The organism is Roseibium limicola (assembly GCF_017313085.1).
In the GTDB taxonomy this organism is placed as follows: domain Bacteria; phylum Pseudomonadota; class Alphaproteobacteria; order Rhizobiales; family Stappiaceae; genus Roseibium; species Roseibium limicola.
Map to the genome: position 1 here is coordinate 81008 of NZ_JAFLNF010000007.1, position 25279 is coordinate 106286.

The following is a 25279-nucleotide window of genomic DNA, read 5'->3' on the forward strand; positions in this document are numbered from 1 at the left end:
GCAAATTTCCCTGGACGGGCAGGCGCCACTGGCCGCAGTCAGGCCGGCTCGGTGGTTGAGCTGGAGGATGCCTCTTTCGAAGCACCCTTGCCAAACCGATTTTCAATGTAATCCAGCACCATCTGCTTGAACTCGTCCGCAATCCCGTCGCCACGCAAGGTGGTGACCTTCTCGCCGTCCACGAAGACGGGGGCAGACGGAGTTTCACCGGTGCCCGGCAAGGAGATGCCGATATCCGCATGCTTGGATTCGCCCGGCCCGTTGACGATGCAGCCCATCACGGCGACATTCATCGCTTCTACGCCCGGATATTGCTCACGCCAGGCAGGCATGCTGTCGCGAATATGGTTCTGGATATCGCTCGCAAGTTCCTGGAAGACGGTCGATGTGGTCCGCCCGCAGCCAGGGCAGGCGGCAACCACCGGCACAAATGCCCGGAAACCCATCACCTGCAACAGCTCCTGAGCCACCTGGACTTCACGGGTTCGATCGCCGCCAGGCTCGGGCGTCAGCGAGACACGAATCGTGTCGCCAATACCTTGCTGCAAAAGAATGCCCATGGAGGCAGCAGACGAGACGATCCCCTTGGTGCCCATGCCAGCTTCAGTGAGGCCCAGATGCAGCGCATAATCGCAGCGTCGCGCCAGATCCGCATAGACTGCGATCAGGTCCTGCACCTGACTGACCTTGGCCGACAAGATGATCTTGTCACGCCCCATGCCGAGATCTTCCGCCCGTTGCGCTGAAAGCAACCCGGACTGAATAATCGCCTCACGCATGACCGCACCGGCAGAAACCGGTGTGGCACTGGCGGAATTCTCGTCCATCAGCTTGGTCAGAAGCTCCTGATCAAGCGAACCCCAGTTAACGCCGATGCGCACCGGTTTGTCATGCTTCAGCGCCAGATCGATGATCTGGGAAAACTGCGTGTCCCGCTTGGCCTTGAAGCCAACGTTGCCCGGGTTGATACGGTATTTGGCCAGGGCAGCCGCACATTCCGGATAGTCCGTCAGCAGCTTGTGGCCGATGTAGTGGAAGTCCCCCACCAGCGGCACATCAAGGCCGATGCGATCCAGCCGGTCACGAATACGCGCCACTTGAGCAGCGGCTTCCGGCCTGTCGACGGTGATCCGAACGATCTCCGAACCGGCGCGCGCCAGAGCTGCGACCTGGGCCACGGTGGCATCCGCGTCGGCCGTATCCGTATTGGTCATGGACTGGACGACGACGGGGGCGTTGCCGCCAACCGTAACGGATCCGACCTTCACGGGCACGGAAACGCGGCGCGGCAGTTGCTTAGCAAAATTGTCGATCATTGGGTCTTTCGATCCGCTGGCGATCCCGAGCCCGAACAACGCATGACGGGCCCTTTGTTTCTCTCTGCTTGATTAGTGCGCCGAAAGCCAAAGGGCAATGGGGCAAGCCGATTCGGTGCTGGTGCCAAACGTCACGCCTGCGACCTTCCTGAAGTCCCAGGCCTCGACACACTTCTCAAGGGTGTGATTATTAGTATCAGTCAAACAAATACATAAGGTGCCCCGTGCTCAAACGCATTCTGTCCGAAAGCTTTTTTCTGGTTTTCAATAATCTCGACGCTGTCTTCAAGGTCTGCGGCGCCTGGTTTTCCTTGCAATTCGTCTTCCTGCTCTGCCTGACGATCGTCACGGGTGGTGGTGGCGGCGAAGACGCGATGGCCAGCAATCCGTTGCTGGCGATTGTCTCTATCGCCCTTACCTTGCTTTCATCGTCATCGATTGCCGTCGCCTGGCACCGTTTTGCGCTCCTCGGTGACCATCCAACATTGATCCACCTGCATGTCGGAAAAGTGGAGATCAACTTCATGGGCAAGATGCTGCTGATCGGCTTGATAATGATAGCCGCCATGATCCCGGTTTTTGCCTTCTTTACATTGCTGGTATCCGGGACTGCCGCGCCAGAACTCGCCTTTGCGCTTACTTTGGTACCTTTGCTCTGGCTTTCTTCCCTTTGCATGCGTTTCAATATTGCCCTGCCTGCGACCGCGATTGAACGCCCGATGAAACTGGCCACAGCCTTCACTTTTGCCCAGGGGTTGGGGTGGCGCATGGTGGTCGCGATTGTGTGCCTGTCGCTTCCCGTCATGCTTGTCGGCGTCGTCATCGATCTGATCGCAAACCTGGGCACCGATGGAGCGCCCGGCCTGGGCATGCAGATCAAATCGCTTATCCTGAGCATGCTCCTTCAGGTGATTACCACGGTCCTTGGAATTTCCGTTATCACCAGCGCCTACAGAATTGCTCTGGAGAACCAGTCGGAACACCCGCATGAATGAGCAGCATCCTGAGCGTAGGGAGTTCTGAGACGCTCGAACCCTTACATTTTTGAAATGCACTGGAAGCCGGACCACCGGCTCCCTAGATTGAAGGAGGACACTTCCTGTGCCCTCCTTGATTTTGAGCCAACGCGTGTTTGAAACTTCACTTGCGCTGACTGCCCGTTCCCTATGAAGTAGCCTGACAGTTTTGCCAGGAGGAGGCCCTCATGTTGAAGAATAAGACTGCCCTGATCACCGGTTCCACCTCAGGTATCGGCCTCGCCTATGCCCGCGCTCTGGCCGAACAGGGGGCCAACGTCGTGATCAACGGCCTTGGTGATGCGGACGAGATTGAAGCCACCCGCGCAGCCGTGGAAAACGATTTCGGCGTGCGCTGCGTCTATTCCGCAGCCAACATGCTGAAGGCGGACGAGATTGCCACCATGGTGGCCAACGCAGAAAACGAGTTCGACAGCCTCGACATTTTGATCAACAACGCCGGCATCCAGCATGTCGCGCCGGTTGAAGAGTTCCCCATTGAGAAATGGGATGCGATCATCGCCATCAACCTTTCGTCTGCCTTCCATGCCATCCGCGCAGCCGTTCCCGGCATGAAGAAGCGCGGCTGGGGCCGGATCATCAACACGGCCTCCGCCCATGCGCTCGTGGCCTCCCCGTACAAATCTGCCTATGTAGCGGCCAAGCACGGCATTGCTGGACTGACGAAGACTGTGGCCCTTGAAGTGGCTGAGCACGGTGTCACCGTCAACGCCATTTGCCCGGGCTATGTCTGGACTCCGCTGGTCGAGGCTCAGATCCCCGCCACGATGGAAGCGCGCAACATGACCGAAGAGCAGGTCAAGCAGGACGTTCTCCTTAAGGCCCAGCCAACAAAGGAATTTGTTACGGTTGAGCAAGTTGCAGCCCTGGCTGTGTTCCTGTGCTCCGACGCAGCCTCGCCAATGACCGGCACGGTGCTTCCGATGGACGGAGGCTGGACCGCCCAATAACTTCGCTTCCCTCCCACATTCCCAACGACAGGACGGCTCATGGCACAGGCAACAAACAGCACGACGCCAAAGCCGGTGAATCTGGCCTTGCAGGGCGGCGGCGCACATGGCGCCTTCACCTGGGGGGTTCTGGATCGACTCCTCGAAGATGACCGATTGTGGATTGAGGGCGTAACCGGAACGTCTGCCGGCGCCATGAATGCCGTGGTGCTGGCGGCCGGGTTTCAGCAAGGCGGCCGCGACGGCGCCCGTGAGAAGCTGGAAGAGTTCTGGAAGGCCGTCAGCGAAAGTGCGGCCTTCAGCCCGATCAAGCGATCGCCGCTCGACATGGCGCTTGGCCAATGGAGCCTGGACTTCTCCCCCAGTTATCTGGCCTTCGACCTGATCTCCCGCTTTTCATCTCCCTACGAATTCAATCCGCTCAACATCAACCCGCTGCGGGAAGTCGTGGAGGCCGTAGTCGACTTTGAACGCGTACAAGCCTGCGACAACCTCAAGCTTTTTGTCGCGGCAACCAACGTTTTCACCGGCAAGATCCGGATTTTCCGCGAGAAGGAAGTCACCCTCGACGCGGTGATGGCATCTGCCTGCCTGCCGCATATCTTCCAGGCCGTAGAAATTGACGGCGAGCCCTATTGGGACGGCGGCTACATGGGCAATCCGCCTCTCTATCCCCTCTTCTACAGCACCAAGGCGCGCGACATCCTTCTGGTGCAGATCAACCCTGTGGAACGGCGCGAGGTACCCAAGACGGCGCGTGAGATCCTCAACCGCCAAAATGAAATCACTTTCAACTCCACTTTGTTGAGAGAGCTACGTGCCATCCAGTTTGTCACGCGCCTGCTGGAAGAAAACAAACTGTCGGAGGACCAGTACAAGCGGATTTACATGCACCGCATCGCCGGCGACGAGCTGAAACCTCTGACCTCCTCCTCCAAGGCCAATGCGGAATGGGCGTTCCTGACGGAGCTGAAAGAGATCGGGCGACGCTCGGCCCAGACCTGGATCGACACGCACCAGCAAGACCTCGGCAAGCGCAACACCATCGATCTGCGCAGCACGCTGGAGTGACATTCGAAGAGATCCAGCCACAACGATCAACCCCAAAGGCCAAGTCCGCCTTAACCTCTGGCTAACCCTCTTTCGCAGCGCGCCTTGCAGAATGCATTGCGCCCATGGTTACCAAATTCTGAAGATCTTCAATATCTTGCGGAGGGTACCTGATGCCTGTCTATCTCTGGTGGCGAGCGATGCAAAACCAAACTGGCAAGAGACTTGCGATAAACATGGCACGTTGATTGTTAGGTTTTGCGTCGTCAACGTTTGTGGATGGAAGGGGTGGACACTTGCGACCCCGTCTGCTCCTTCCCCTCCACACATCTGGCGCTCGTGAAACGACCGCATGGCAAGCTTTTGCTAACAATGATTCTCCCAGCCCGCGCCGGTCCATCCCCCATCGCCATTTAATAGTAACGTCTTGCTGATAGGCTCCCCGTTCGTCGAGCTTGGAACGCTGCCCTTTGCAAAGCAGGTTGCGTGACACATATGTTCGTATAGGAGCAACGGGACTTTAAAGCCCTTTCAGGAGGTCGTTGGAATGACGTGCAGCACGCGTAAGCGGTTTCAGTTTTCTTTGGCCTGCCTGTCTCTCGCCTTTGCCCAGGGCCTGAGCCTTCCCGCATTCGCCGACGGCTACGCGCTTCTTCCTCGCATCGTTGAAAGCAACGGCTGCCCATCCTGCGATTTGCGACTACAGCAATTACGCGGGCTGGAACTCACGGGCGCCGACTTCAGCGAGGCCATTCTGCGCGAGGCCGATATGAAGGAAATCATCCTGCTAAAAAGCAACTTCGGTGAAGCTGACCTGCGCCGCGCCGAACTTGAACGCAGCCAGCTCGACGGCAGCAATTTCGTCAACGCCTCCATGCGCGGCGCCGACCTGGAAAAGACCCATGCGACCGACAGCGACTTTTCCGGCGCGGACCTGCGCAACACCGATTTCAACGAAACCGTTCTGACCAACAGCAAGTTTGCCAAGGCCGACATGCGAGATGCCTCGTTCATTCGCAGCGACCTGAACGGAGCTGATTTCACCAGAGCCAAGATGGATGCCATCGATCTTGAGCGCGCCAAGGCAGATGGCGCCATCTTCGAGAATGCCCGTCTGCGCAATTCGGATCTGGACCGCATCTCAGCAGTCGGCGCCAACTTCGAAGGGGCCGACCTGTCTCAAGTCCTTCTGTCGAGCGCCAATCTGACCGGTGCCAACCTGCGCAATGTGGATTTTTCAGGCGCCCTGCTGCGCCACGTTCATCTGGGTGGAGCAGATCTGAGCGGTGCCAAAGGGCTTGACCCGAAACGCGTTATCGGCTCCTGCGGCGACGACAAGACAATCATCGATGACCGTATCAAGCTGGCCACCTGCGAGTAGGCAGCACCCGGCCAGAAAGCATTTCGGCGACCGCAGCCTGAGCTGTGGTCGCCGATCATGAGGTTTAACGAACTGACGGCGTGAAGCGCCTTAGCGGAACAGGTCGAATGAAAACTTGTAGCTGACCCCGATACCGACGTTAAACTGGTCCTTCGATCCAGCGTCAACGATCGGGCTGTCCGCCGCATCGCCAATCAACCGGTCATAACCTGCCTGAAGATGCAGCCGGGTCGTATCGCTCCAGTCATAGCTGACACGCGACGAAAGCCCGACAGACTTGAACCCACCAGACGGGTTATAGGCTGTCAGCTGCCCACCACTTGCGGCGGCCTCAGCCGACGTCACGCCGAAATACGTGTCCATATACTCGTCGCTGCCGAGGCTGGCGCGCGGTCCGACACTGACTTCGACACGATCGACCGGATAGAAAATCCCGTCAAAGCCAAGCTCTCCAACCTGGCCCGTGTGGCCGTTGATCCCCTGACGTACCTGTGCGAAAGCGCGGAAATGATCTGTCTGGAACCCGGCGCCAACACCAAGCTCCAAGGCCCAGTCGACTGTCTTCGTGCCAGTCAGATCCGAGTCGTCAGACGCTTTGCGCTCGCCCTGAAAGCCGAAGGATGGAAACAGAAAGACACCAGTCTTCTTCTCCCCGTCGACCACCTGACCGAAGACCGGAAGATAAAACCGGCCGATTGCCAGGATCGGGAAGGGCTTGACCGTATAGCTGTCCGCCGCTTCGTATTTCGGCGAGAAGGCAGCTCCGATTCCGAGCTCTAGCTCATACTGCTTCCGCTCTGCCGTGATTGCGGTTTCCTGCGCCAGTGCCGGGACTGCAACGCTTGCCACCAGCGCCGATGCCAGAACCGCGCAAAGCGGCATAGCCGCCAGTCGTGTTGTCAGACCCATTGTACTAATTTCCCGGTTTTCGAGATCAGGTTACACTTCAATTGCGCAGAACCTACCACACTCGCCTTGCATCTTCCTCTCCGTAAAAGAGTTTTTCGCAGATGTTGCATTTGCGCAATACCGTCATTGCTGCGGACGGAAAAGCCACGAATTCGATAGATTTTTCGCAATCGTCGTCGGAATTCTTGCGTCAGAGCCCCCTGAAAGCTACATGAAGCAACAAATGAACAGCTTCACCATCGGATAGGGTCTCATGCGAGCAATTCTCGATATCGTTCTGCTGATTCTTCAGCTCTACACCTATGTCATCATCGCCAGCGCCATTTTCTCATGGCTCTACGCGTTCAACATCGTGAATTCCAGCAATCAGGTCATCGCCACGATTGGCCAAACCCTTTACAATCTAACAGAACCGGTACTGCGACCGATCCGCCGGCGCCTTCCGAGCCTCGGCGGTGTCGATCTCTCGCCGATTGTGCTGATCCTCGGAATATTCCTGCTTCAGAACATTATCGTGCGCTACATCTACCCGAACGTCTTTTAAGCGCCGGCGCCACGCCCACCACATTAAAAAGGACGGCTCGCGCCGTCCTTTTTCGTTCTTCCTGACAAAGCCTGATCTCAATCTTCCAGGGGCCGGGCTTCTTCCGGCAGCATGATCGGAATGCCGTTGCGGATCGGATAGACCAGCTTGGCGGCACGGGAGATCAAATCCTGATTTTTCGCATCATACTCCAGAGTGGTCTTGGTCACCGGGCAAACCAAAAGCTCCAGCAGCTTCCGATCAATCTGGCGGGTGTTGGCCACTGCCTCTTCCATCGTCTCGTCCTTCACAGTCATCCGCGCAACTATTGCAAGGTGGTGCCACCATCACCGTTGTCACTGCGGGCAAGATCCATTTCCGTAATGGCAATGAGCGTTTCCGCCCGGGTGCGCAAGTCTCTGGCTTCCAGAAGAGCCTGCTTTTCCGGCGCCCCATAAGGACACATCATGCAAAGCGCGTTGACGAGAACCTCGGTTTCCGCTTCCGTCACGCTTTGCCAATCAGCCTCCAGGCTGTTGGCATCGAGATAGCTGCGCAGTGTTCGCAACAACCCATCCCGGTCCACATCTTCCTCACCCAGACCCGACGTGAGGTCATGAGAAAACGCGGAAAAATCACACTCCACCTGGCGAAACGCCGTTATGGTGTCCAATTCCCGCGCCACAGCAAATCGCGTTACCCCTTGCAAGGTCACGAGATAGCGACCATCGCCGGTTTCCTGAAAACTCGTCACCCGGCCGGCACATCCCACTGGCGCCAAGACGGGCGTATCCGTTTCCAGCATATTCCGCTCGCTTTGCGGCTGAATCATCCCGATCAGCCGGTTGCCCGCCAAGGCCGCATCCACCATGTCAATGTAACGCGGCTCAAAGATATTCAGCGGCAACTGCGTGCGCGGCAGAAGCAAGGCACCGGCAAGCGGAAACACGGGCAAGACCGGCGGCAAATCCGCGATCATCTCGTAAATGGCATTTCCCGCCTGCATGGTTCTCCAATCTCTGGTTCACATGGACCTCAGCCCCGAGATCCATTGGGAGTGTATTTGTCGCGCAGCGCGCTGCCGTCAAGAAAACAGGACTGATGACAGTTTGCGGCGTCCATAAGCACTAGCGGGATCCTTGAAGCCCCAGGCCTCGAAGAATTCCAGCAGCTGCTTGCGGCCACCATCTTCGTTCCACGCGCGGTCGCGGCGGACAATCTCGATCAGCTGATCGACGGCTGTCTGCTTGTCACCGGCAGCCGCCAGCCCAAGTGCCAGATCCAGACGAGCCTGCAGATCATTCGGGTTAGCCGCAATCCGCTCTTCGAATTCACCGAGATCGCCCAAGGCTTCGGCTTGCTCCGCCAGCTTCAACGCCGCACTCGCCGCCAGATAATGTTCGCCATCCCGTTGATCCTCGGGAACCATATCCAGCACTTCACGCGCCTTGACCACATCCTTTGCCCCGAGGAAGCACTGGGCGTAGCCGACGAGCGCACGAGGGTTGTCCTGCTCGATCTGCATCGCCGCACCGAAGAACTCTGACGCCTGACCGAAGTCCTGCGCCACGACCAGCGCTTCACCCTGCTCCAGCAGCTGATCTATCTGGCTGACAGGCACCGGGCCGCCGACCTTTTCGATGAAAGCCTTGATCTGGCTTTCCGGCTGCACCCCCATGAACCCGTCGACCGGTTGGCCGTCCTTGAAAGCAACCACTGCCGGAATGGACTGAATGCCCATCTGACCTGGCACTTCCGGGTTTTCGTCAATGTTCATCTTGGCCAGCTTCACCGTACCGCCAGCCGCTTTCACCGCAGCTTCAATAATCGGGGTCAGCTGCTTGCAGGGCTCGCACCAGGGTGCCCAAAAGTCGACGAGAATCGTCTGGCCGCGCGAGGCTTCCATCACGTCCTGCATAAAAGTCTGGGTCGTGACGTCAAAGACCAGACCATCGCCTGCATCATTTCCGCCGCCGGCATTGCCGCCGCCCATGCTACCGCCGAACCCGGCTCCGATGGAGTCGCCCATGGAAAAGTCGCCGTTGCTCATATTTGTTGCCTCGAAACTTGGAATATCTGGCCAGCCGCTACAGCGACCCTGTTTGGCCCTAACATGGCGTTCGCCACGCCGAATTACAAATTGCTTTCCTGCGCTTCCGCGCTGACAGCGAGAATTTGCGGTGTATGACCACACGCTTTTGCAAAACTCACCAGATCATCGCGAGCTATGGAGGTCGTCGCATTGTTCAAAAGCGGATGATAATTCAGCGTTTCGTGGGCCATCATCTGAGCGTCGAAAATCGGCGTGATACGCTGTTCCTGCCTGTCGTTGATCAGCGCGAGTGGTGTGACAGAACCAGGCGCCACACCAAGAACCTCCATCAAAAGGTCCGCCTTGCCGAAAGACACGCGCCCCTGAGCGCCAATCACCTGATGAATGGTTTTCAGGTCAATCGTCGCATCATGCAGGGCCACCACCAGAAACAGCCGCCCCTTCTTGTCCTTCAGAAAGAGGTTCTTCGTATGCCCGCCCGCTATGCGCTGGTGCAAGTCGCCGCTCTCGGCCACGGTAAAGACCGGCTCATGTTCGGTCGTCTGGACCGGGATCCCGAGATTTTCGAGGAAGTTCATCAACTCGCTGCGTGTTGCAGGCATCCCGCTTTCTCCCACTTGTTCAAAGCGACACATTATACGGCAGCTCGTAGCGTGTTTTCCACCTCTCGCCAAGCGCACTTGCAGATGAAAACATCACAGAAACGCTTACGTTTCTGGATCATGTCGCTCCCGAATATCCACAAGAAGAGGGTAAATCTTGTTTGCCAAAAAAGCCTGTTGCAATCCTCTTCTGCATGGTCCATATACTGCGCACCTCGCTGACACAGAGAGCTTTCGGGTCCTTCGTGGTTCAGCAAAATGCGGGCGTAGCTCAGGGGTAGAGCACAACCTTGCCAAGGTTGGGGTCGAGGGTTCGAATCCCTTCGCCCGCTCCAATTTCCGCCGTAAGGCAATTCTTTCGTCAAATTTTGACGATACATGCCGATGATTTAATCGTCGGCTTTTTTGTGATTTCGGAGAGCTGCCGGCACCCACTGGCGCTCATCTGTCCTGCAAGGGCAGAAAGCGAAATCGCGAAACGCGGGCGTAGCTCAGGGGTAGAGCACAACCTTGCCAAGGTTGGGGTCGAGGGTTCGAATCCCTTCGCCCGCTCCAAATTTCGCCGCAAGGCGATGAAAGCCGATGATCTCCGGATCGTCGGCTTTTTTGGTTTTTCGCCCCTTTAATTCTACAGATCAGGCTTTCTGCTGTTCAGCGTCCTCCTGCTCAGGCCGACATTTTCCAGCCCGCGCCTTGATGATTGCCACAGCTGCCCCTAGAAGACTGCTCCAGCTTTTTTTGCCAGTGGTTTCTACACGATGACGTCCTCGCCTTCCCCCGTCTGCGTTTGTGGCTCCGGACAGGCTTATGACTCCTGTTGCTTGCCATACCTGAACGGTGACAGCGTTCCACCAACCGCCGAAGCGCTCATGCGCTCGCGCTATTCTGCCTATGTTACCGAGAACATTGACTATCTGAAGGGGACGCTATGGCCGAAGCACCAGCCCGGTTTTGGCTTTGCCGCAACAGCCAGATGGGCTGCAGAGAGCCACTGGACCGGGTTGCGCGTCCTGGCAAAGGAAAAAGGCGACACCGCCGACCGGGAAGGGACCGTGCTGTTTGAAGCCAAATACCTCTCTGGTGGGATGTTGCAGACGCACCGGGAGAAAAGCCGTTTCCGCAAGAAAGCCGGACGCTGGTTTTATGTTGAAGCCTTGGAGGAGTAACCCCTCCCCGCGGCCCCCAATGCCCCCCGCTTAGCCCTTGAATGCAATCGCGCCTCCGGCAAAAAGCCGGCCCCTGCATGGGATTGGCGGATGCAGGGGCCGGGGCAGGCAGCGCCACCACAAGCCATGGGAAGGGAGGCATCCTCCCCGGGCCATCATTCAGTGGCGCAGCGCATCGAGATCTGACCGGCTGGCGTCAAACGGGCAGATCAACTCCTTGTGAAAAGCTTCCTTTTCTTGCCCGAAACTTCCGGGCCCCGGCCGTTTGAACGCGATCTTGATCCCTCGTCTCAGGCCAAAAAAACACACCAGGACCGCCTGCTTTCCGCATAAGCCCCTGATGTATTCTGCCCATCCCTTATGTGAGAAAAACGGCAGAAAATAAAGCATGTTCTTTATTTGTTCTCATAGATTCCTAAGTTTCACTCAAGAGTCAAGCGGCATTTCGACTTTCGACGCCGAGGCCTCATGAGACGTCAGCGATGAAGCGCCACTAAGGGACTATTCCTACAACAGAAATCTTCCGTCGGAGCGATGCTCGACTTTTAAAAAATCGACAGTTTTTTAAGGTCGGACATGTCATTAATACCGGGTATCTCGATCAGGATCTCATTCGTGCGTCTCACCGCCTTCACCTGGACCCAGAATTTCCGGAGCCTTCATGCCGGAGAAAATGCACCGCTCCGCGAGCTCATTGCGACGGCCCGCGCCAAGTTGGGCAAGGCCAGCGATGACGACCCGGACGGTGGCGCACCACGCATGGCGCTCCTGACATTCGGGGTGCGCGTTGGCGGTGCCGCATTGGCTTATCTCTCGCAGATCCTTCTGGCACGCTGGATGGGCGCCCACGACTACGGTATCTATTCCCTTGCCTGGACCTGGATCATCGTGCTCGGGATCATTGCCTCGGCCGGGTTTTCCAGCTCCGCCAACCGCTTCATCCCAGAGTACGACAAGGCAGGCGACATGGCCGGCTTGCGGGGCTTCCTCAGGATGTCGCAATGGACGGCACTCGGCATCGGCGCGTTGATCACGGCCATCGGCATTGCGGTCATCTGGATCGCCCAGCCCTGGATCGAACCCTATTATGTCGCCCCCCTGATGTTGATCATGGTGGCACTGCCGTTTTTCTCCCTCGGCAACACTCTGGACGGCGTGGCCCGCAGCTACGACTGGTCCGGACTGGCCATGCTCCCGACCTACATCTGGCGCCCCCTGCTTATTCTGCTGTTTGCCGGAATGCTCCTCCTGGCCGGATTTTCTCCCACAGCCCTGCATGTCGCCACTGCAGCGGTCGCAGCCACCTGGCTCGTCGCGCTGTACCAGCTTTATGCCATCCGCAAGCGTTTGAAGCCGCGCCTCGGTCAGGTTCCGCACCGCAGTCACTTCAAGCTCTGGATGGCCGTCTCCTTCCCCATGCTGATGGTGGAAGGCATTCTGCAGCTAATCACCAGCGCCGATGTGATCATGGTCAGCTTCTGGCATGACCCTCACGATGTCGGCATCTACTTTGCCGCTTCCAAGACACTGGCTCTGGTGCATTTCGTCTATTTTGCCGTGCGGTCCGCCTCGGCCCACCGCTATGCCGCTTATGTTCATGGCAACGACACTGCCAAGCTCGCTGCCTATGTCCGCCAAACCAGTCACTGGACTTTCTGGCCGTCTCTCGCCGTGGCGCTCGGTCTGTTGCTTGTCGCACCGCTGCTGCTGCGTCTGTTCGGCTCAGATTTCGCCTCCGGCTATCCGGTGCTTGCCGTTCTGATCATCGGCGTTCTCGCCCGAGCTTCTGTCGGGCCAGTCGACGCCCTGCTGACGATGAGCGGGCATCAGAAAAGCTGTGCCTGGATCTATGCGGGCACATTCGTTGTCAACGTCGTCTGCAATCTCATCCTGATCCCGCGCCTAGGGCTCGTCGGGGCCGCACTCGCCACCGCACTCTCCATCGTGTTTGAAGCCATCTGCCTGTCGACCGTTGCCCGCCGTCGTCTCGGCGTGAGCACCTTTGTTTTCGCGCTGATGCTGCAAAAGAAAGGGGCGGCGGCCTGATGACACTCGCGCAGCCTCTCAACGCAACGGAAACGAACACGCCTCTGGTGCTCGACCCGGCTGCCTTGACGCCTGCGCAAAGGGACGCCTGGCAAGCTCTCGCCGACGAAGCCGTCGACCCGAACCCGTTCTTCTCGCCGAGCTTCGTTCAAGCACTTTTGCCGGACATGGCACCGGCAGGCACACGGCTTTTCATCGCAACCGATGCGGAAGATCGCTGGCTGATGGCCGCACCAGCTGCGCCCCGCAAGCTGGGGCTGGCGCTCAAGAGCCTGACTGGCCTTGCGACCGAATACGGCCCTTGCGGCACGCCACTGACCTCGCCCGTGGCAACGGCTGATACGGCGGCGACCTTTCTGCAGGCCATCCGCCAAGGAGCAGGCTCCTTCTCCCACCTGACCCTGCCTTATCTACCGTTGGAAAGCCGCGCCTGTCAGCTGCTCCGGCAGGCTCCCGGCTGGACTTTGTACACCAGCCTGCATCAGGAGCGGGCATGTCACGCCAGTGGCGAAGAAGGCGAAGCTCAGTTCTCCGCAGCCTTTCGCGGCAAGCGCCGCAAGGAGTTCAACCGATTGCTGCGGCGCCTCGGCGACTTGGGGAGCGTCAAATTCGACAGTTATCAGGGCGAAGACGTCCTGCCGCATTTTGAAGCCTACCTGCAACTGGAGGCTTCCGGTTGGAAGGGTCATCAGGGCAGCGCTCTTCTCAGCTCGGCTGAAACCGCCCGCTTTGCCCGTACCATGGTGGAAAATCGCACCCGTACCGGCGGCATCCGCATCGACAGCATCAGCCTCGACGCAAAGCCGCTTGCCATGCTGGTGTTGCTGATCGAACGCAATGCAGCATTTTCATGGAAGATCGCATACGACGAGGCCTTCGCCCGGTTCTCACCGGGGGCTCATCTTGCGCTGTTTTCGTTTGAGCGCAATCTGGCCAACCCTTTGCTGACCAGCGCCGACAGTCTGGCCGTTCCCGGCCATAGCATGATCGATCCGCTCTGGCGTGGGCGCATGGCTTACGCCCATGCCCAGCTTGCCAGTTCACCGCTGGACCGAAGCTTCGGCAAACTCCTGCGGATAGACCAGACGCTCAACCGAAATTTGCGCAGCACGGCCAAACGACTGCTGCGTCGCGGCGCCTGACCAGCAGCTCAGTCCAAGTCCTGCTCCGCCCGCGCCCTCAACTCACGCCGGATCACCTTGCCGCTGGTGGTCAAAGGCAGGCTGTCGACGAACTCGATCTCTCGCGGATATTCATGAGCAGAAAGCCGCGTTCGCACGAAAGCCTTGATGTCCTCGCGCAAGGTATCATTTGCAACCAATCCCGGCGAAGCTACCAGATAGGCCTTGACGATTTCGGTCCGTAATTTGTCCGGCTTACCGATAACAGCAGCCAAGGCCACCGCCGGATGAGTCAACAGGCAATCCTCGATCTCGCCAGGTCCGATGCGGTAGCCAGCCGAGGTAATCACATCATCATCCCGCCCGACAAAAAAGACATAGCCGTCTTCGTCCATCACGCCCTGATCACCTGTGGTCATCCAGCCGCCTACGAACTTCTCCGCCGTTGCGTCCGGGCGGCCCCAATACTCCAGAAACATCACCGGATCCGGGCGTTTCACAGCAATCTGGCCCTGCTCTCCCGGTCCAAGCCGTCCTCCGTCAGCATCGATGATAGCGACCTCATGACCGGGAACTGCCCGACCGATGGCCCCAGCCCGACTTATCCCGGCCGCGCGGCACGAGCCCAACACCGCATTACACTCTGTCTGTCCGTAGAACTCATTGACCGAAAAGCCGAATTCCTCGGAAAACCAATCGTAGGTCTCGCGCCCCAGCATCTCACCTGCCGAGCCGACGCTGCGCCACGACAGGCCGAAATGTCGGACGGGGTCTGGCACGGAGCGCATCATCTTCAAAGCGGTTGGCGGAATGAAGGCATTGCGAACCCCATGCTGTGCCAAAAATCGAAACGCCCATTCCGGATCGAACTTCTGCGCATCGCTGGAAAGCACCGGAACACCGCAGTGCAAGGCGGGAAACAACGCATTGAGAAGCCCGCCAGCCCAGGCCCAGTCGGACGGTGTCCACAGCAGGTCCCCGCTCTGCGGCATGAAATCCTGCGACATCTGGATGCCGGGCAAATGCCCAAGCAGCACCCGATGACCGTGCAGTACGCCCTTCGGATTGCCGGTGGTACCTGAGGTGTAAATCATCAAAGCCGGATCATCTGGCCTGCTCATGCGGGTTTCAAACTGATCCGAAGCCTGGTCGCACAGCCGGTCGAGACTGGACACCCCCGATCCCTCGCGCACATCTCCCGCTACGATCACTTGCATCAGATCGGTGTTTTCAAACCCGATATCCTGGAGTTTTCCAAAGCCCGCCACATCACAGACCAGTGCCTTCGCGCCGGAATCCGTCAGCCGGTAGCGCAGGGCTTCCAGTCCAAAAAGCGCAGCAAGCGGGACGGCGATAGCCCCGATCTTGTAGACCGCCAGATGGGCAATGGCGGTCTGCGGCGACTGGGGCAAAAGCAACGCCACCCGGTCGCCCGGCTCCACGCCCTTTGCAATCAGGCCATTCGCCAACCGGTTCGCCGCCCGGTTCAAACGCAGATGCGACCAGTCGCTCACATTACCGTCCAGATGAACATGACGGATCGCCAAGGCATCCGGGGTGCGGTCGGCCCATTGGTCGGAAACGCTTGTGGCGATGTTATAGGTCGTAGGGATCTGCCACTGAAACGTTGAGGTCAGGACTTCGTGGCTCGCGGCTGGCTGTAGCATTCGTGAATGTCGCACCGATGATCTTGAAGGCCCGGAGACTAGACCCTCGATTGCTGCAGCGCAATGCGATCAAACGTCAAGAACCTTTGCTCCATGTGCAGCCAACGCGAACTGCCATGCGCCTGCCCCCACGCTCACCAGTCTTTACCCTGGCAAGGCGCTATCCAATTACCCCCTTTTCTTTTCATGGATGACTGTCTAGAAGGCCCGCACTTGCTTCAACAGGCAAGACACCGGTCGCAGCCTACCCGGTGGCAGTCGAAGGGGATCACCTCTGCGGCTCACGCGAAAACAAGGGTCAAACATGAAAACACTTGTCATCTGCTCCGGCGGACTGGATTCCGTCACGCTTGCGCACAAGGTCGCGCGCGCGCATCAACTGATAGGCCTCGTCTCCTTCGACTATGGCCAACGGCACAAGAAGGAGCTGGCTTATGCCAAGGCCTGTGCCGATGCCCTCGACACCGAACACACGCTCATCGACATTTCCAATGTCGGGCGCCTGCTGTCAGGCTCCGCCCTGACAGACGACATTGACGTGCCCGACGGCCACTATGCCGAAGAAAGCATGAAGGTCACCGTTGTGCCCAACCGCAACGCGATTATGCTCAGCATCGCCTTCGGAATTGCCTCCTCCCGTGGGGCAGAGGCCGTTGCAGCGGCCGTCCACGGTGGCGATCACTTCATCTATCCCGATTGCCGTCCCGGTTTTGTCGACGCTTTCCAGACGATGCAGCAACACGCGCTTGACGGCATGGGCGACATTCGCTTCTACACGCCGTTCGTACACGACTCAAAGGCGGATATTGCAACGGAAGCGGGCCGGCTTGGCGTCGACGCCCGCACCACCTGGTCCTGCTACAAGGGTGGCAACAATCATTGCGGACGCTGCGGAACCTGCGTCGAACGCCGGGAAGCCTTCCACCTTGCCAACGTGACCGATCCGACGTCCTATGAAGACGCAGAGTTCTGGAAGGCAGCTTGCGATGTATAGGATCTGGAAAGAATTCCACTTCTCCGCCTCTCATCAGTTGTTCGGACTGGCAGAAGATCATCCCTGTGCGCGGCTGCATGGCCACAATTACGTCGTTGAGGTCGAGCTTCAGGCAAAGGATCTCGACCCCACCGGCTTCGTTCGGGACTATCGCGACCTGAGCGCTTTCAAATCCTATGTCGATGATCAGCTCGACCATCGCCACCTCAACGATATTCTTGGTGACGACGGTGTCACCGCCGAGCGTCTGGCCCGGCATTTCTATGAGTGGTGCAAGGCCCGCTGGCCGGAGGTTGGCGCTGTACGAGTCAAGGAAACGCCGAAGACCTGCGCCGAGTATCGCCCGGCGCCTGCGGTGATCGGAAACGCGACATGAGCCACGATACCCAGCATCAGGAGCTGATCCGCATCAGCGAAATCTTCGGTCCGACCATCCAGGGTGAAGGCGCCCTGATCGGCAGGCCGACCGTTTTCGTGCGCACCGGTGGCTGCGACTACCGCTGCTCCTGGTGCGACACGCTGTATGCCGTCGACAGCATGCACCGCGCCGACTGGACCCAGATGACACCTGAGCAGATCCTGCAGGAGGTTCAACACCTGTCCGGCGGAATTCCCCTCACAGTCTCTCTGTCAGGCGGCAACCCTGCCATCCAGCCAATGCAGTCGCTTATCGAGCTCGGGAACGCCGCAGGCTATCAGTTTTGCCTGGAGACCCAAGGGTCCATCGCCAAGGATTGGTTTTCCAAGCTCAACGTCCTGACCTTGAGCCCGAAACCGCCGTCCAGTGGCATGGAAACAGACTGGAACACTCTCAAGGAGTGCGTTGAAGCGGCACGATCCGGTCCGGGGCAAAGCCCGCTCATCATCCTGAAAATCGTCGTCTTCGACGAGGCAGACTATCAATACGCTCAGATGGCAGGTCGCCTTTTCATGGACCTGCCGGTGTATCTGCAGCCCGGCAATCACACGCCCCCACCCGCCAGCGAGACTGGCAAAGCCGCGGCGGAGATAGATATGCAAGGCATCCTCGAGCGCATGCGCTGGCTGGTGGACCGAACCGTCAGGGACGGCTGGCATTCCGCGACTGTCCTGCCTCAACTGCACACCCTTTTATGGGGCAACTTGCGCGGCGTTTAAGCCCTGCGCAATGCCCCAGCACCTCTCAATGCCCCCGGCACACCTTGGAGACACCCATGAGTGACAAAAGCATTTATGAAAACCTGACTCAGCTGGGCGCCAGCACCGAGCTTCCCCAGACGCCGGAAGACGCCGTTCTGGAGCGCGTTCCCAATCCACAGGCCGGCACCGGTTATCTGGTGCGTTTCACTGCGCCGGAATTCACTTCGCTCTGCCCGATCACCGGCGCACCGGATTTCGCACACCTGATGATCGACTATGTGCCCAACCAATGGCTGGTGGAAAGCAAGTCGCTGAAACTATTCCTCGGCGCCTTCCGCAATCACGGGGCATTTCATGAGGATTGTACCGTTTCCATTGGCAAACGCATCGCCGATCTTCTGGAACCAACCTGGCTGCGCATCGGCGGTTACTGGTATCCGCGCGGCGGCATTCCGATTGATGTCTTCTGGCAGACCGGCCCGCAACCAGCCGATGTCTGGATCCCCGACCAAGGTGTGGCCAACTACCGCGGACGCGGCTAAGCCACTCATTTAGCCAGCCAGTTCTCGTACCTTGCCGGCAATGACCCTGGCGAGGACCGGCTGGGTGTCCGGGTCCAGATGAATGGCGTCAACGGCGCTGGTCTTCACCACAGAGCCGGTTTCAAAAAAGCCAATGCTGTAAGTCTCGGCCATGCTTGCATAAAGCGGTGCCAGCCGCCGCGAGATTTCTTGCGTCACCTCGCCCAGAAACTGTTCTTCAAAGGCAGTACCGGAGAAATCATTGGCTGGCGGTGGCGACATCAACAGGATCTTCGGCGCCGCACCTCGAGGGCCGGAACCCGAGGCAAGCGCCAGAGCGATCAACCGCTCCATCGACAAGGCAATTTCCACCGCACTCATGTTGAAGCGGCGCTTCAGATTGTTGGTGCCGAGCATGATCACCAGAATATCGATCGGCTTGTGACTTTCCAGAACTGTCGCCAGATGAGCAAGACCGTTCTTGTCCCCCATCACTGGATCTTCGAAGACCGTGGTTCGGCTATTAAGGCCTTCTTCAACCACATAGAACTCTGGCCCGAGCTCTTCCTGCATCAATCGCGTCCATCGCACACCATGGTCATAACGACTGCGGTCGATCGGATTGAACCCCCAGGTCAGACTATCACCGAAACAAACGACGGAGAGTGGCGCATGTGGCAGGCTCATTCTGGTCCTCATTCGGCTGACACGTTTTTAAAAGTCATAAATCCTTCCCAACACGAGGCCAAGGCAAAACCCGTTTTTTGCCCGGAGCAACCCCAGCATTCACCCGATGAAATGAACACGATGCTCTTCTGGTTAACAGCCGCTTTACCAAGGCCACGCTAGTCTGCGGACAGAACATGTCCAAACTTTTGTATTGAGTCCCCGGGACACCCATGACTGGCCAACCTGACTTCACACGCGGCAGCGCTTTGCCGAGCTCAAATCCCTTTCAGCGTCTGGCGCAATTGCTCGACGGGATCAGCCCCGCACAAGATGCGATTGCCATGACGATCGGCGAACCGCAGCATGCGCTTCCGGACTTTCTGCAAGATGTGCTCGTCGCCAATCTCGCCGACTTCCGTCGCTATCCGCCGATCAACGGGACGCCCGAGTTTCGCGCCAGCGTCGCCGCCTGGCTTGAAAAGCGCTATGGACTTGATGGACTGATCGATGTGGACAAGGGCGTACTGCCACTGAATGGCTCACGCGAAGGCCTGTCATTTGGCGCCATCGCCGCCCGTGACCAGCTCAAGCCGCACGAGCTGAAGCCGGTCGTGATCCTGCCCAATCCGTTTTACCAGACCTATGCTGCAGCAGCGCACATCGCTGATGCCGAGCCGGTGCTGCTCGACGCTCGGGAAGACGGCAATTTTCTGCCACGGCTTGAGGCGCTCGACCCAGATCTTCTGACGCGCACGGTCGCCTTCTATGTGGCCTCGCCCTCCAATCCGGAAGGCTCGATCGCGTCCCTCGACTATTGGCAAGCGCTGATCAACCTGGCCCGCAAGCACAACTTCATGATCTTCGCCGACGAATGTTACTCCGAGATCTACCGCGACACACCTCCGCCCGGCATCCTTGAAGCTGCCAAGGCGCTGGGAGGCGACAAGACAACTGCCTTCGACAAGGTCGTGGTACTGAACTCACTTTCCAAGCGATCAAACCTGGCTGGTTTGCGATGCGGTTTCGCGGCGGGTGACCCGGCTTTCCTGAGCGCCTGGACACGCTTTCGCGGGCTGGCCGCCCCACAGGTGCCGGTTCCGCATCAGGCTGTCGCCGCGCGCGCTTATTCAGACGAGACCCATGTCGAAGAAAACCGCCGCCTCTATAATGAGAAATACGCGATCGCAGAGCGTCTGCTTTCTCCGGTTCTCGGATCGGTCACGCCGCCAGCAGGCTTCTTCCTCTGGCTCGACATCAGCCGCTGGGGCACCTCGGAAGAGGTTGCGAAAGCGCTGTTCACCGAGACCGGCGTGAAGGTTCTGCCTGGTGCCTATCTGGCATCATCACAATCTGACGGCGGCAATCCCGGCGCGGCCTATATCCGCGTTGGCCTGTGCGCCCCCAAAGAAACAACGGAAACGGCCCTCGATCGTTTGGCCACCTGGTTGGGAGAATCCGCATGAGACGGGCATCTGTCGTGCACAACAGCAACCGCCGCAACTCGGTCGATCTCCTCGACACCCAAAGTCCCCTGAAGCGCTTCTTGCGGCGCAATCTGGTGGGTCTTGGCGGTCTGGGGGTGATTGCGATCGCCGCAGCACTCGCCGCCAGTCTGGCAACATGGTCGGTATCCGACCCAAGCTTCAACCACGCCACGGCGGAGCCGGCGCGCAACGCACTTGGCTGGCCAGGCGCGGCCATCGCCGACGTTCTGATGCAGTCCATCGGACTGGCAACATCCGTCTTTCTGGTCCCGGTGGTACTGTGGGGCTGGCGCCTTCTGTCCGGGCAGGCTCTGCGCATCCAGCGCAAGCGGCTGATGTTCTGGCTTGTAGGCTCAATGCTTGCAGCCGGAGCCCTCGCCGCCCTTCCCATACCGGAAAGCTGGCCTCTGCCGACAGGCCTTGGCGGATTTATCGGCGATGCGGTTCATGCCGTTCCTGCCATGATCACCGGCAATCTGACCGAAGGGGCAGCAATGTTCCTGGGCGCGTTGGGTCTTGGCCTTCCCGCCATCGTCTGCCTGGTGGCCGCAACCGGGATCCTGAGCAAAGCCAGAGACATGGAAGCCGTCGAATCTCTTAATGCCCAGACCCGGCCGATGCCCGCCGGACATGGACATGCAGCGGATGAGGACGATGACTACGGCGATGACGAGAGTGAAAGCCGCCTCGGTCTTATGGTCAGCTCGACGCTCGGCCTTGCCGGCCATTGCACCCTGATGGGCCTGTCCCTGCTGCGCCGGGCCACCTGCCTTGGCGGCAAGCGGGCAGACGAGGAAGTTTGGGAAGAAGATGACGAAGCCTATGAGCCAGAAGATGACAAGCATCATTCAGCGCTGAAGTCCTTCCGCCGCACCCTGGCCCGCCGCCTGATGCCCGAGGATGACGACGGCCTGTCCGACTTCTACGACAAGGGCGAGCGTCAGCCGGTTGCTCATGAGGAAGATGACCAGGCGGAATACGCCGATGAGGTGTCATACGGCGACGAGGAGCCTCCCTTCGAGGTGGATGAAGACCCCTATGAGGATGATGGCGAAAGCTTCGCTCCTGAAGAGCTGATGAGTTCCAAGGGTGAGACCCGTCTGGCCCGCCAGCCTGTTGGCATTGCCGCGCCAAGTGCCGGCCCCGCTGCCCATATCGGCAGGCAGGCCACGCCCGCAGGTCGCGTCATTCCGCCGGCCCCGCGCGCCAAGGAAAGCAAGCGCGCCCAGGAGGAAAGCCAGCCTTCCCTGCTTGGAGCCGGAGATGACTACGAGTTGCCGCCGCTGCGTCTGCTGTCTGAACCTAAAGTCGCCGGCAAGCTGCCGGGCCTGTCGGCCGACGCCCTGGAACAGAACGCCCGCATTCTCGAAGGCGTCCTGGAAGACTTTGGCGTGCGCGGCGAAATCATCGAAGTGCGTCCCGGTCCGGTCGTGACCCTGTATGAGCTGGAGCCCGCGCCGGGGATCAAATCCTCCCGTGTGATCGGCCTCGCAGATGATATCGCCCGTTCCATGAGCGCCATCTCTGCCCGTGTGGCCGTTATTCCCGGCAAGAACGCCATCGGTATCGAACTGCCGAACGCACGCCGCGAAACGGTTTACCTGCGCGAGTTGTTGGCCTCACAGGACTTTGAAAAATCCAAGTCCAAGCTGGCACTGGGTCTGGGCAAGACCATCAACGGCGAAAGCGTTGTCGCCGATCTGGCCCGCATGCCACACCTGCTTGTCGCCGGGACCACCGGTTCGGGTAAGTCGGTGGCGATCAACACCATGATCCTGTCGCTGCTCTACCGGCTTACGCCGGACGAATGCAAAATGATCATGATCGATCCGAAAATGCTCGAGCTCTCCATTTATGACGGCATTCCCCATCTTCTGACCCCGGTCGTCACCGATCCGAAGAAGGCCGTGGTAGCGCTCAAATGGACCGTCCGCGAGATGGAAGAGCGCTACAAGAAGATGTCCAAGATGGGCGTCCGAAATATCGACGGCTACAACACCCGCATCAAGCAGGCGTTGGAAAAAGGCGAGAGCTTCTCCCGAACCGTACAGACAGGTTTCGATCGCGAGACCGGTCAGCCGATCTACGAAGAAGAAGAAATGCCGTTGGAAAAGATGCCCTATATCGTCGTCGTGGTCGACGAGATGGCAGATCTGATGATGGTCGCCGGCAAGGACATCGAAGGCGCCATCCAGCGTCTGGCCCAGATGGCGCGTGCCGCCGGCATTCACTTGATCATGGCAACCCAGCGTCCTTCGGTGGACGTGATCACCGGAACGATCAAGGCCAACTTCCCGACCCGTATTTCCTTCCAGGTAACATCGAAAATCGACAGCCGGACAATCCTTGGCGAGATGGGTGCCGAGCAGCTTCTGGGCATGGGTGACATGTTGTTCATGGCCGGTGGCGGCCGTATCCAGCGTGTCCACGGACCGTTCGTCGCCGACGAAGAGGTCGAAGAAATCGTCTCCCATCTGAAGGTCCAGGGCACACCTCAATATCTGGAATCCGTTACGGAAGAAGATGAGGCCCCCGACAGTCCCTATGACGCCGGCGGTGCAGGCGGCAGCGGCGATGAAGGGAACGATCTTTATGACCGAGCCGTTGCCATTGTTCTGAGGGACAAGAAAGCCTCGACATCCTACGTCCAGCGCCGTCTGTCCATCGGCTACAACCGAGCCGCCTCACTCATCGAACGGATGGAGCAGGAAGGCCTGATCAGCGCCGCCAACCACGCTGGCAAACGCGAAATCCTTGTGCAGAACGGCAATGACGACGAAATCTGAAGACCGCATCACAGGTTTGCCACAAGAGATGCCTACGTGATGTATTCGTTGAAGGTCCAACAGGAGCAGACGCACCGATGGTGATGAAGAAACTGATGTCCGCACTGGCCACGACCGGCCTGACGCTTGGGATGACCCTAGGTCTATCTCTTGGTGTATCCATGACACTTCTGCCGGGGGGCTCGACCCAGGCGCATGCCGAAACCGTGCCAATGACCATGGACGAAGCGGAATCTCTGGCCAGTGTGAACAAGTACTTCAGTTCGATCAAAACCATGGATGGGGACTTCATCCAGTTCGGACCGGACGGCAGCCAGGCCGAGGGAAAGTTCTTCATGGCCCGCCCGGGCAAGGTGCGCTTCCACTATGCGGCCCCGGCCCGGCTCGACATCATCGCCGACGGAAAATCGGTGTCCGTACGCGACCGCAAGCTCGCCACACAGGACATCTGGCCCCTGAGCCAGACGCCGCTTCGCTTCCTGCTGGCCGACGATCTGGACCTGCGCCGCGATACCAAAGTCACCGGCATCAGCGTCGAACCCGATCTGATTACCGTCACAATCTCGGACGAGACCGCTTTCAATTCCGGCATTCTGACCCTGATCTTCGACGCAACCTCCCACGAGTTGAAGCAATGGACCGTCACCGACACCCAAGGCTACGACACGACCGTCGCCATCTATAACGTCAACCGGAATGGCGCGACGGATCCCGACTGGTTCAAGATCGACTACCGCGAAAATTCTCGCAAAGGCCCGAACTGATCCGGCCCAGCAGCCGACTGGAGCGCCATGTCAGGTTCCTCATTGCCCCTGGTGGCGCGCCTTCTGTCCGGCTTCTGCCATGACCACGGCCTGGCGCTCCAGCTTGACGCTGGCCTCGGTCATGCCGGGTACATCGAGGCCCCAAACGGGCGTCGCAGCTGCTTCATCGGCACCCGCTTCGATCTCAACCCGATGGGCGCCAGCGAGCTGGTGAAAGACAAGGCTTATACCGCCGAGTTCCTGCGTCGTAACGGACTTCCCACCCCTGACGATACCTTGCTACTCGCTGCTGCCTACCGGGACCGTCTGTATCGCGCCCGTCCGGAGTATCTCGCCGGGGCTTATCAGGGTCCGGATATGGCCGAAGCCTTTGCCACGAAAACCGGCTTTCCGCTCTATCTGAAGCCCAACACCGGCAGCGGCGGCAAGGATGTGGAACGGGTCGACAACAGCAGCGCCTTGTCATTGGCCCTCGCCCGGCTTTCCGAAACCCATGAAACGCTGCTCCTTCAGCAGGCGGTGACCGGCGCGGATCTGCGTCTCGTCTGCCTTGATGGACGGATCCTTTGCGCACTTCTGCGCCAGCCTGCCACATTGACAGGAGACGGCGTTACTGATTTACGCACCCTGGTGCAGCAGAAGAAGCGGACAGATGCAGATCTAGCGCGCATCGAGCGCCATCTGATGTCGACGGGGCGTGCCCTCACCGAATGTCCTGAGGCCGGGGAAGACGTAACGCTTCTTCCGCTGACCAATCTGTCTGCCGGGGGAACCGCGACACTGCTTCACCCGGACAAGCTCTCCATTTCCTTGAAAGAAGCCTGCCTGAGTGCCGGGCGGACATTCGGCCTGCGTTACTATGCCGTCGATCTCATCGCTCAGGTTCCCGAACACGTCGATGCGCCATTCCATATTCTGGAAATCAACAGCGCACCGGGGTTGGCCGAGTTGCACCGACAGGGCGGGACATCAGCTGCGTTGGCCGAAGAAATCTATCAGGAAGTCTTTCTCGCCATCAAACGAGATCTGCTCGAGGACTGAACCTTGAACCAGAACGGTTGGCTTCCCGCGATCAGAAAACCGACGCAGCATCGGCTCCGCTTGACCTGCGCCCTCACACC

24 protein-coding genes and 2 tRNA genes are annotated in these 25279 nt (G+C 58.9%); 18 read left to right on the plus strand and 8 right to left on the minus strand.

The features are described from left to right. Nucleotides 1-38: 38 nt before the first annotated feature. Nucleotides 39-1316, minus strand: coding sequence for a flavodoxin-dependent (E)-4-hydroxy-3-methylbut-2-enyl-diphosphate synthase (gene ispG / locus J0X15_RS15515; protein ID WP_206942632.1), 1278 nt, complete (start codon nucleotides 1314-1316; stop codon nucleotides 39-41). Between the two features lie 224 nt (nucleotides 1317-1540). Here ispG and J0X15_RS15520 point away from each other — a divergent pair, with 224 nt between their 5' ends. The 4 genes from J0X15_RS15520 to J0X15_RS15535 all read left to right on the plus strand — a co-directional run bounded on the left by J0X15_RS15520 (nucleotide 1541) and on the right by J0X15_RS15535 (nucleotide 5734). Continuing rightward, nucleotides 1541-2311, plus strand: coding sequence for a hypothetical protein (locus J0X15_RS15520; protein WP_206942636.1), 771 nt, complete (start codon nucleotides 1541-1543; stop codon nucleotides 2309-2311). Between the two features lie 209 nt (nucleotides 2312-2520). Next, nucleotides 2521-3303, plus strand: a complete 783-nt coding sequence (locus J0X15_RS15525; RefSeq protein WP_206942638.1) for a 3-hydroxybutyrate dehydrogenase — start codon at nucleotides 2521-2523, stop codon at nucleotides 3301-3303. A gap of 39 nt (nucleotides 3304-3342) precedes the next feature. Further along, entirely contained in the window at nucleotides 3343-4374 is a 1032-nt protein-coding gene (locus J0X15_RS15530) for a patatin-like phospholipase family protein (protein ID WP_206942641.1), read from the plus strand. 526 nt (nucleotides 4375-4900) lie between these two features. Then, on the plus strand, nucleotides 4901-5734 hold the full coding sequence (locus J0X15_RS15535; protein WP_206942643.1) for a pentapeptide repeat-containing protein: 834 nt from the start codon (nucleotides 4901-4903) through the stop codon (nucleotides 5732-5734). Nucleotides 5735-5824: 90 nt separating this feature from the next. Here J0X15_RS15535 and J0X15_RS15540 read toward each other — a convergent pair whose 3' ends face one another. Continuing rightward, nucleotides 5825-6643 (minus strand): MipA/OmpV family protein, encoded by an 819-nt coding sequence (locus tag J0X15_RS15540; protein ID WP_206942645.1) that lies wholly within the window; start codon nucleotides 6641-6643, stop codon nucleotides 5825-5827. Nucleotides 6644-6896: 253 nt separating this feature from the next. Here J0X15_RS15540 and J0X15_RS15545 point away from each other — a divergent pair, with 253 nt between their 5' ends. After that, entirely contained in the window at nucleotides 6897-7187 is a 291-nt protein-coding gene (locus J0X15_RS15545) for a YggT family protein (protein ID WP_206942647.1), read from the plus strand. Between the two features lie 77 nt (nucleotides 7188-7264). Here J0X15_RS15545 and J0X15_RS15550 read toward each other — a convergent pair whose 3' ends face one another. From J0X15_RS15550 to J0X15_RS15565, 4 genes are all read right to left on the minus strand, one after another. Further along, nucleotides 7265-7462: a Trm112 family protein gene (locus tag J0X15_RS15550; RefSeq protein ID WP_206942649.1), complete on the minus strand. Its 198-nt coding sequence runs from the start codon at nucleotides 7460-7462 to the stop codon at nucleotides 7265-7267. Between the two features lie 29 nt (nucleotides 7463-7491). After that, nucleotides 7492-8172: an LON peptidase substrate-binding domain-containing protein gene (locus J0X15_RS15555; protein WP_206942651.1), complete on the minus strand. Its 681-nt coding sequence runs from the start codon at nucleotides 8170-8172 to the stop codon at nucleotides 7492-7494. 78 nt (nucleotides 8173-8250) lie between these two features. Continuing rightward, nucleotides 8251-9216: a thioredoxin gene (gene trxA, locus J0X15_RS15560; protein ID WP_206942654.1), complete on the minus strand. Its 966-nt coding sequence runs from the start codon at nucleotides 9214-9216 to the stop codon at nucleotides 8251-8253. Between the two features lie 83 nt (nucleotides 9217-9299). Further along, nucleotides 9300-9821, minus strand: a complete 522-nt coding sequence (locus J0X15_RS15565) for a prolyl-tRNA synthetase associated domain-containing protein (RefSeq protein ID WP_206942655.1) — start codon at nucleotides 9819-9821, stop codon at nucleotides 9300-9302. Nucleotides 9822-10081: 260 nt separating this feature from the next. Between J0X15_RS15565 and J0X15_RS15570 the strand changes: the two genes are divergently transcribed. The 5 genes from J0X15_RS15570 to J0X15_RS15590 all read left to right on the plus strand — a co-directional run bounded on the left by J0X15_RS15570 (nucleotide 10082) and on the right by J0X15_RS15590 (nucleotide 14175). After that, a tRNA-Gly gene (locus J0X15_RS15570) sits at nucleotides 10082-10156 on the plus strand. A 145-nt stretch (nucleotides 10157-10301) separates the two neighbouring features. Continuing rightward, nucleotides 10302-10376: transfer RNA gene (locus J0X15_RS15575), tRNA-Gly, on the plus strand. Between the two features lie 266 nt (nucleotides 10377-10642). Beyond that, complete coding sequence (locus J0X15_RS15580) at nucleotides 10643-10987, plus strand: YchJ family protein (RefSeq protein ID WP_209015386.1); 345 nt, start codon at nucleotides 10643-10645, stop codon at nucleotides 10985-10987. A 615-nt stretch (nucleotides 10988-11602) separates the two neighbouring features. Continuing rightward, on the plus strand, nucleotides 11603-13033 hold the full coding sequence (locus J0X15_RS15585; RefSeq protein ID WP_209015387.1) for a lipopolysaccharide biosynthesis protein: 1431 nt from the start codon (nucleotides 11603-11605) through the stop codon (nucleotides 13031-13033). Next, complete coding sequence (locus tag J0X15_RS15590) at nucleotides 13033-14175, plus strand: GNAT family N-acetyltransferase (RefSeq protein ID WP_206942660.1); 1143 nt, start codon at nucleotides 13033-13035, stop codon at nucleotides 14173-14175. Before J0X15_RS15585 ends, J0X15_RS15590 begins: the two co-directional genes overlap by 1 nt. 8 nt (nucleotides 14176-14183) lie before the next feature. Here J0X15_RS15590 and J0X15_RS15595 read toward each other — a convergent pair whose 3' ends face one another. After that, entirely contained in the window at nucleotides 14184-15821 is a 1638-nt protein-coding gene (locus tag J0X15_RS15595) for an AMP-binding protein (protein WP_206942662.1), read from the minus strand. A 304-nt stretch (nucleotides 15822-16125) separates the two neighbouring features. On the opposite strand from J0X15_RS15595, the gene queC reads away from it, so the two are divergent. The 4 genes from queC to queF are packed head-to-tail and all read left to right on the plus strand — an operon-like array spanning nucleotide 16126 to nucleotide 18476. Next, nucleotides 16126-16815: a 7-cyano-7-deazaguanine synthase QueC gene (queC, locus tag J0X15_RS15600; protein ID WP_206942672.1), complete on the plus strand. Its 690-nt coding sequence runs from the start codon at nucleotides 16126-16128 to the stop codon at nucleotides 16813-16815. Then, entirely contained in the window at nucleotides 16808-17191 is a 384-nt protein-coding gene (gene queD / locus J0X15_RS15605) for a 6-carboxytetrahydropterin synthase QueD (protein ID WP_206942674.1), read from the plus strand. The genes queC and queD overlap by 8 nt, the downstream gene beginning before the upstream one ends. After that, nucleotides 17188-17952, plus strand: coding sequence for a 7-carboxy-7-deazaguanine synthase QueE (gene queE / locus J0X15_RS15610; RefSeq protein WP_206942676.1), 765 nt, complete (start codon nucleotides 17188-17190; stop codon nucleotides 17950-17952). The genes queD and queE overlap by 4 nt, the downstream gene beginning before the upstream one ends. A 56-nt stretch (nucleotides 17953-18008) precedes the next feature. Then, nucleotides 18009-18476 (plus strand): preQ(1) synthase, encoded by a 468-nt coding sequence (gene queF, locus J0X15_RS15615; protein ID WP_206942678.1) that lies wholly within the window; start codon nucleotides 18009-18011, stop codon nucleotides 18474-18476. A gap of 9 nt (nucleotides 18477-18485) precedes the next feature. Here queF and J0X15_RS15620 read toward each other — a convergent pair whose 3' ends face one another. After that, nucleotides 18486-19142 carry an SGNH/GDSL hydrolase family protein gene (locus tag J0X15_RS15620; protein WP_206942680.1) on the minus strand — a complete coding sequence of 219 codons (657 nt, stop codon included), beginning with the start codon at nucleotides 19140-19142 and terminating at the stop codon, nucleotides 18486-18488. Nucleotides 19143-19354: 212 nt separating this feature from the next. Here J0X15_RS15620 and J0X15_RS15625 point away from each other — a divergent pair, with 212 nt between their 5' ends. From J0X15_RS15625 to J0X15_RS15640, 4 genes are all read left to right on the plus strand, one after another. Then, nucleotides 19355-20587: an aminotransferase class I/II-fold pyridoxal phosphate-dependent enzyme gene (locus J0X15_RS15625; protein ID WP_206942682.1), complete on the plus strand. Its 1233-nt coding sequence runs from the start codon at nucleotides 19355-19357 to the stop codon at nucleotides 20585-20587. Then, nucleotides 20584-23394: an FtsK/SpoIIIE family DNA translocase gene (locus tag J0X15_RS15630; RefSeq protein WP_206942684.1), complete on the plus strand. Its 2811-nt coding sequence runs from the start codon at nucleotides 20584-20586 to the stop codon at nucleotides 23392-23394. The genes J0X15_RS15625 and J0X15_RS15630 overlap by 4 nt, the downstream gene beginning before the upstream one ends. A 77-nt stretch (nucleotides 23395-23471) precedes the next feature. Next, nucleotides 23472-24158 (plus strand): outer membrane lipoprotein carrier protein LolA, encoded by a 687-nt coding sequence (locus J0X15_RS15635; protein ID WP_209015388.1) that lies wholly within the window; start codon nucleotides 23472-23474, stop codon nucleotides 24156-24158. 27 nt (nucleotides 24159-24185) lie between these two features. Further along, a complete protein-coding gene (locus tag J0X15_RS15640; RefSeq protein WP_206942686.1) occupies nucleotides 24186-25199 on the plus strand; it encodes an ATP-grasp domain-containing protein in 1014 nt (337 codons plus the stop codon). Nucleotides 25200-25279 lie beyond the last annotated feature (80 nt).

Coding starts and splice junctions, on each gene's coding strand:
- J0X15_RS15625 (WP_206942682.1), top strand. CDS start 19,355: ATGACTGGCCAACCTGACTTCACACGCGGCAGCGCTTTGCCGAGCTCA.
- J0X15_RS15565 (WP_206942655.1), bottom strand. CDS start 9,821: ATGCCTGCAACACGCAGCGAGTTGATGAACTTCCTCGAAAATCTCGGG.
- J0X15_RS15595 (WP_206942662.1), bottom strand. CDS start 15,821: ATGCTACAGCCAGCCGCGAGCCACGAAGTCCTGACCTCAACGTTTCAG.
- trxA (WP_206942654.1), bottom strand. CDS start 9,216: ATGAGCAACGGCGACTTTTCCATGGGCGACTCCATCGGAGCCGGGTTC.
- J0X15_RS15530 (WP_206942641.1), top strand. CDS start 3,343: ATGGCACAGGCAACAAACAGCACGACGCCAAAGCCGGTGAATCTGGCC.
- J0X15_RS15620 (WP_206942680.1), bottom strand. CDS start 19,142: ATGAGCCTGCCACATGCGCCACTCTCCGTCGTTTGTTTCGGTGATAGT.
- J0X15_RS15525 (WP_206942638.1), top strand. CDS start 2,521: ATGTTGAAGAATAAGACTGCCCTGATCACCGGTTCCACCTCAGGTATC.
- queE (WP_206942676.1), top strand. CDS start 17,188: ATGAGCCACGATACCCAGCATCAGGAGCTGATCCGCATCAGCGAAATC.
- ispG (WP_206942632.1), bottom strand. CDS start 1,316: ATGATCGACAATTTTGCTAAGCAACTGCCGCGCCGCGTTTCCGTGCCC.
- J0X15_RS15545 (WP_206942647.1), top strand. CDS start 6,897: ATGCGAGCAATTCTCGATATCGTTCTGCTGATTCTTCAGCTCTACACC.
- J0X15_RS15635 (WP_209015388.1), top strand. CDS start 23,472: ATGGTGATGAAGAAACTGATGTCCGCACTGGCCACGACCGGCCTGACG.
- J0X15_RS15555 (WP_206942651.1), bottom strand. CDS start 8,172: ATGCAGGCGGGAAATGCCATTTACGAGATGATCGCGGATTTGCCGCCG.
- J0X15_RS15540 (WP_206942645.1), bottom strand. CDS start 6,643: ATGGGTCTGACAACACGACTGGCGGCTATGCCGCTTTGCGCGGTTCTG.
- J0X15_RS15630 (WP_206942684.1), top strand. CDS start 20,584: ATGAGACGGGCATCTGTCGTGCACAACAGCAACCGCCGCAACTCGGTC.
- J0X15_RS15590 (WP_206942660.1), top strand. CDS start 13,033: ATGACACTCGCGCAGCCTCTCAACGCAACGGAAACGAACACGCCTCTG.
- queC (WP_206942672.1), top strand. CDS start 16,126: ATGAAAACACTTGTCATCTGCTCCGGCGGACTGGATTCCGTCACGCTT.
- queD (WP_206942674.1), top strand. CDS start 16,808: ATGTATAGGATCTGGAAAGAATTCCACTTCTCCGCCTCTCATCAGTTG.
- queF (WP_206942678.1), top strand. CDS start 18,009: ATGAGTGACAAAAGCATTTATGAAAACCTGACTCAGCTGGGCGCCAGC.
- J0X15_RS15640 (WP_206942686.1), top strand. CDS start 24,186: ATGTCAGGTTCCTCATTGCCCCTGGTGGCGCGCCTTCTGTCCGGCTTC.
- J0X15_RS15535 (WP_206942643.1), top strand. CDS start 4,901: ATGACGTGCAGCACGCGTAAGCGGTTTCAGTTTTCTTTGGCCTGCCTG.
- J0X15_RS15550 (WP_206942649.1), bottom strand. CDS start 7,462: ATGGAAGAGGCAGTGGCCAACACCCGCCAGATTGATCGGAAGCTGCTG.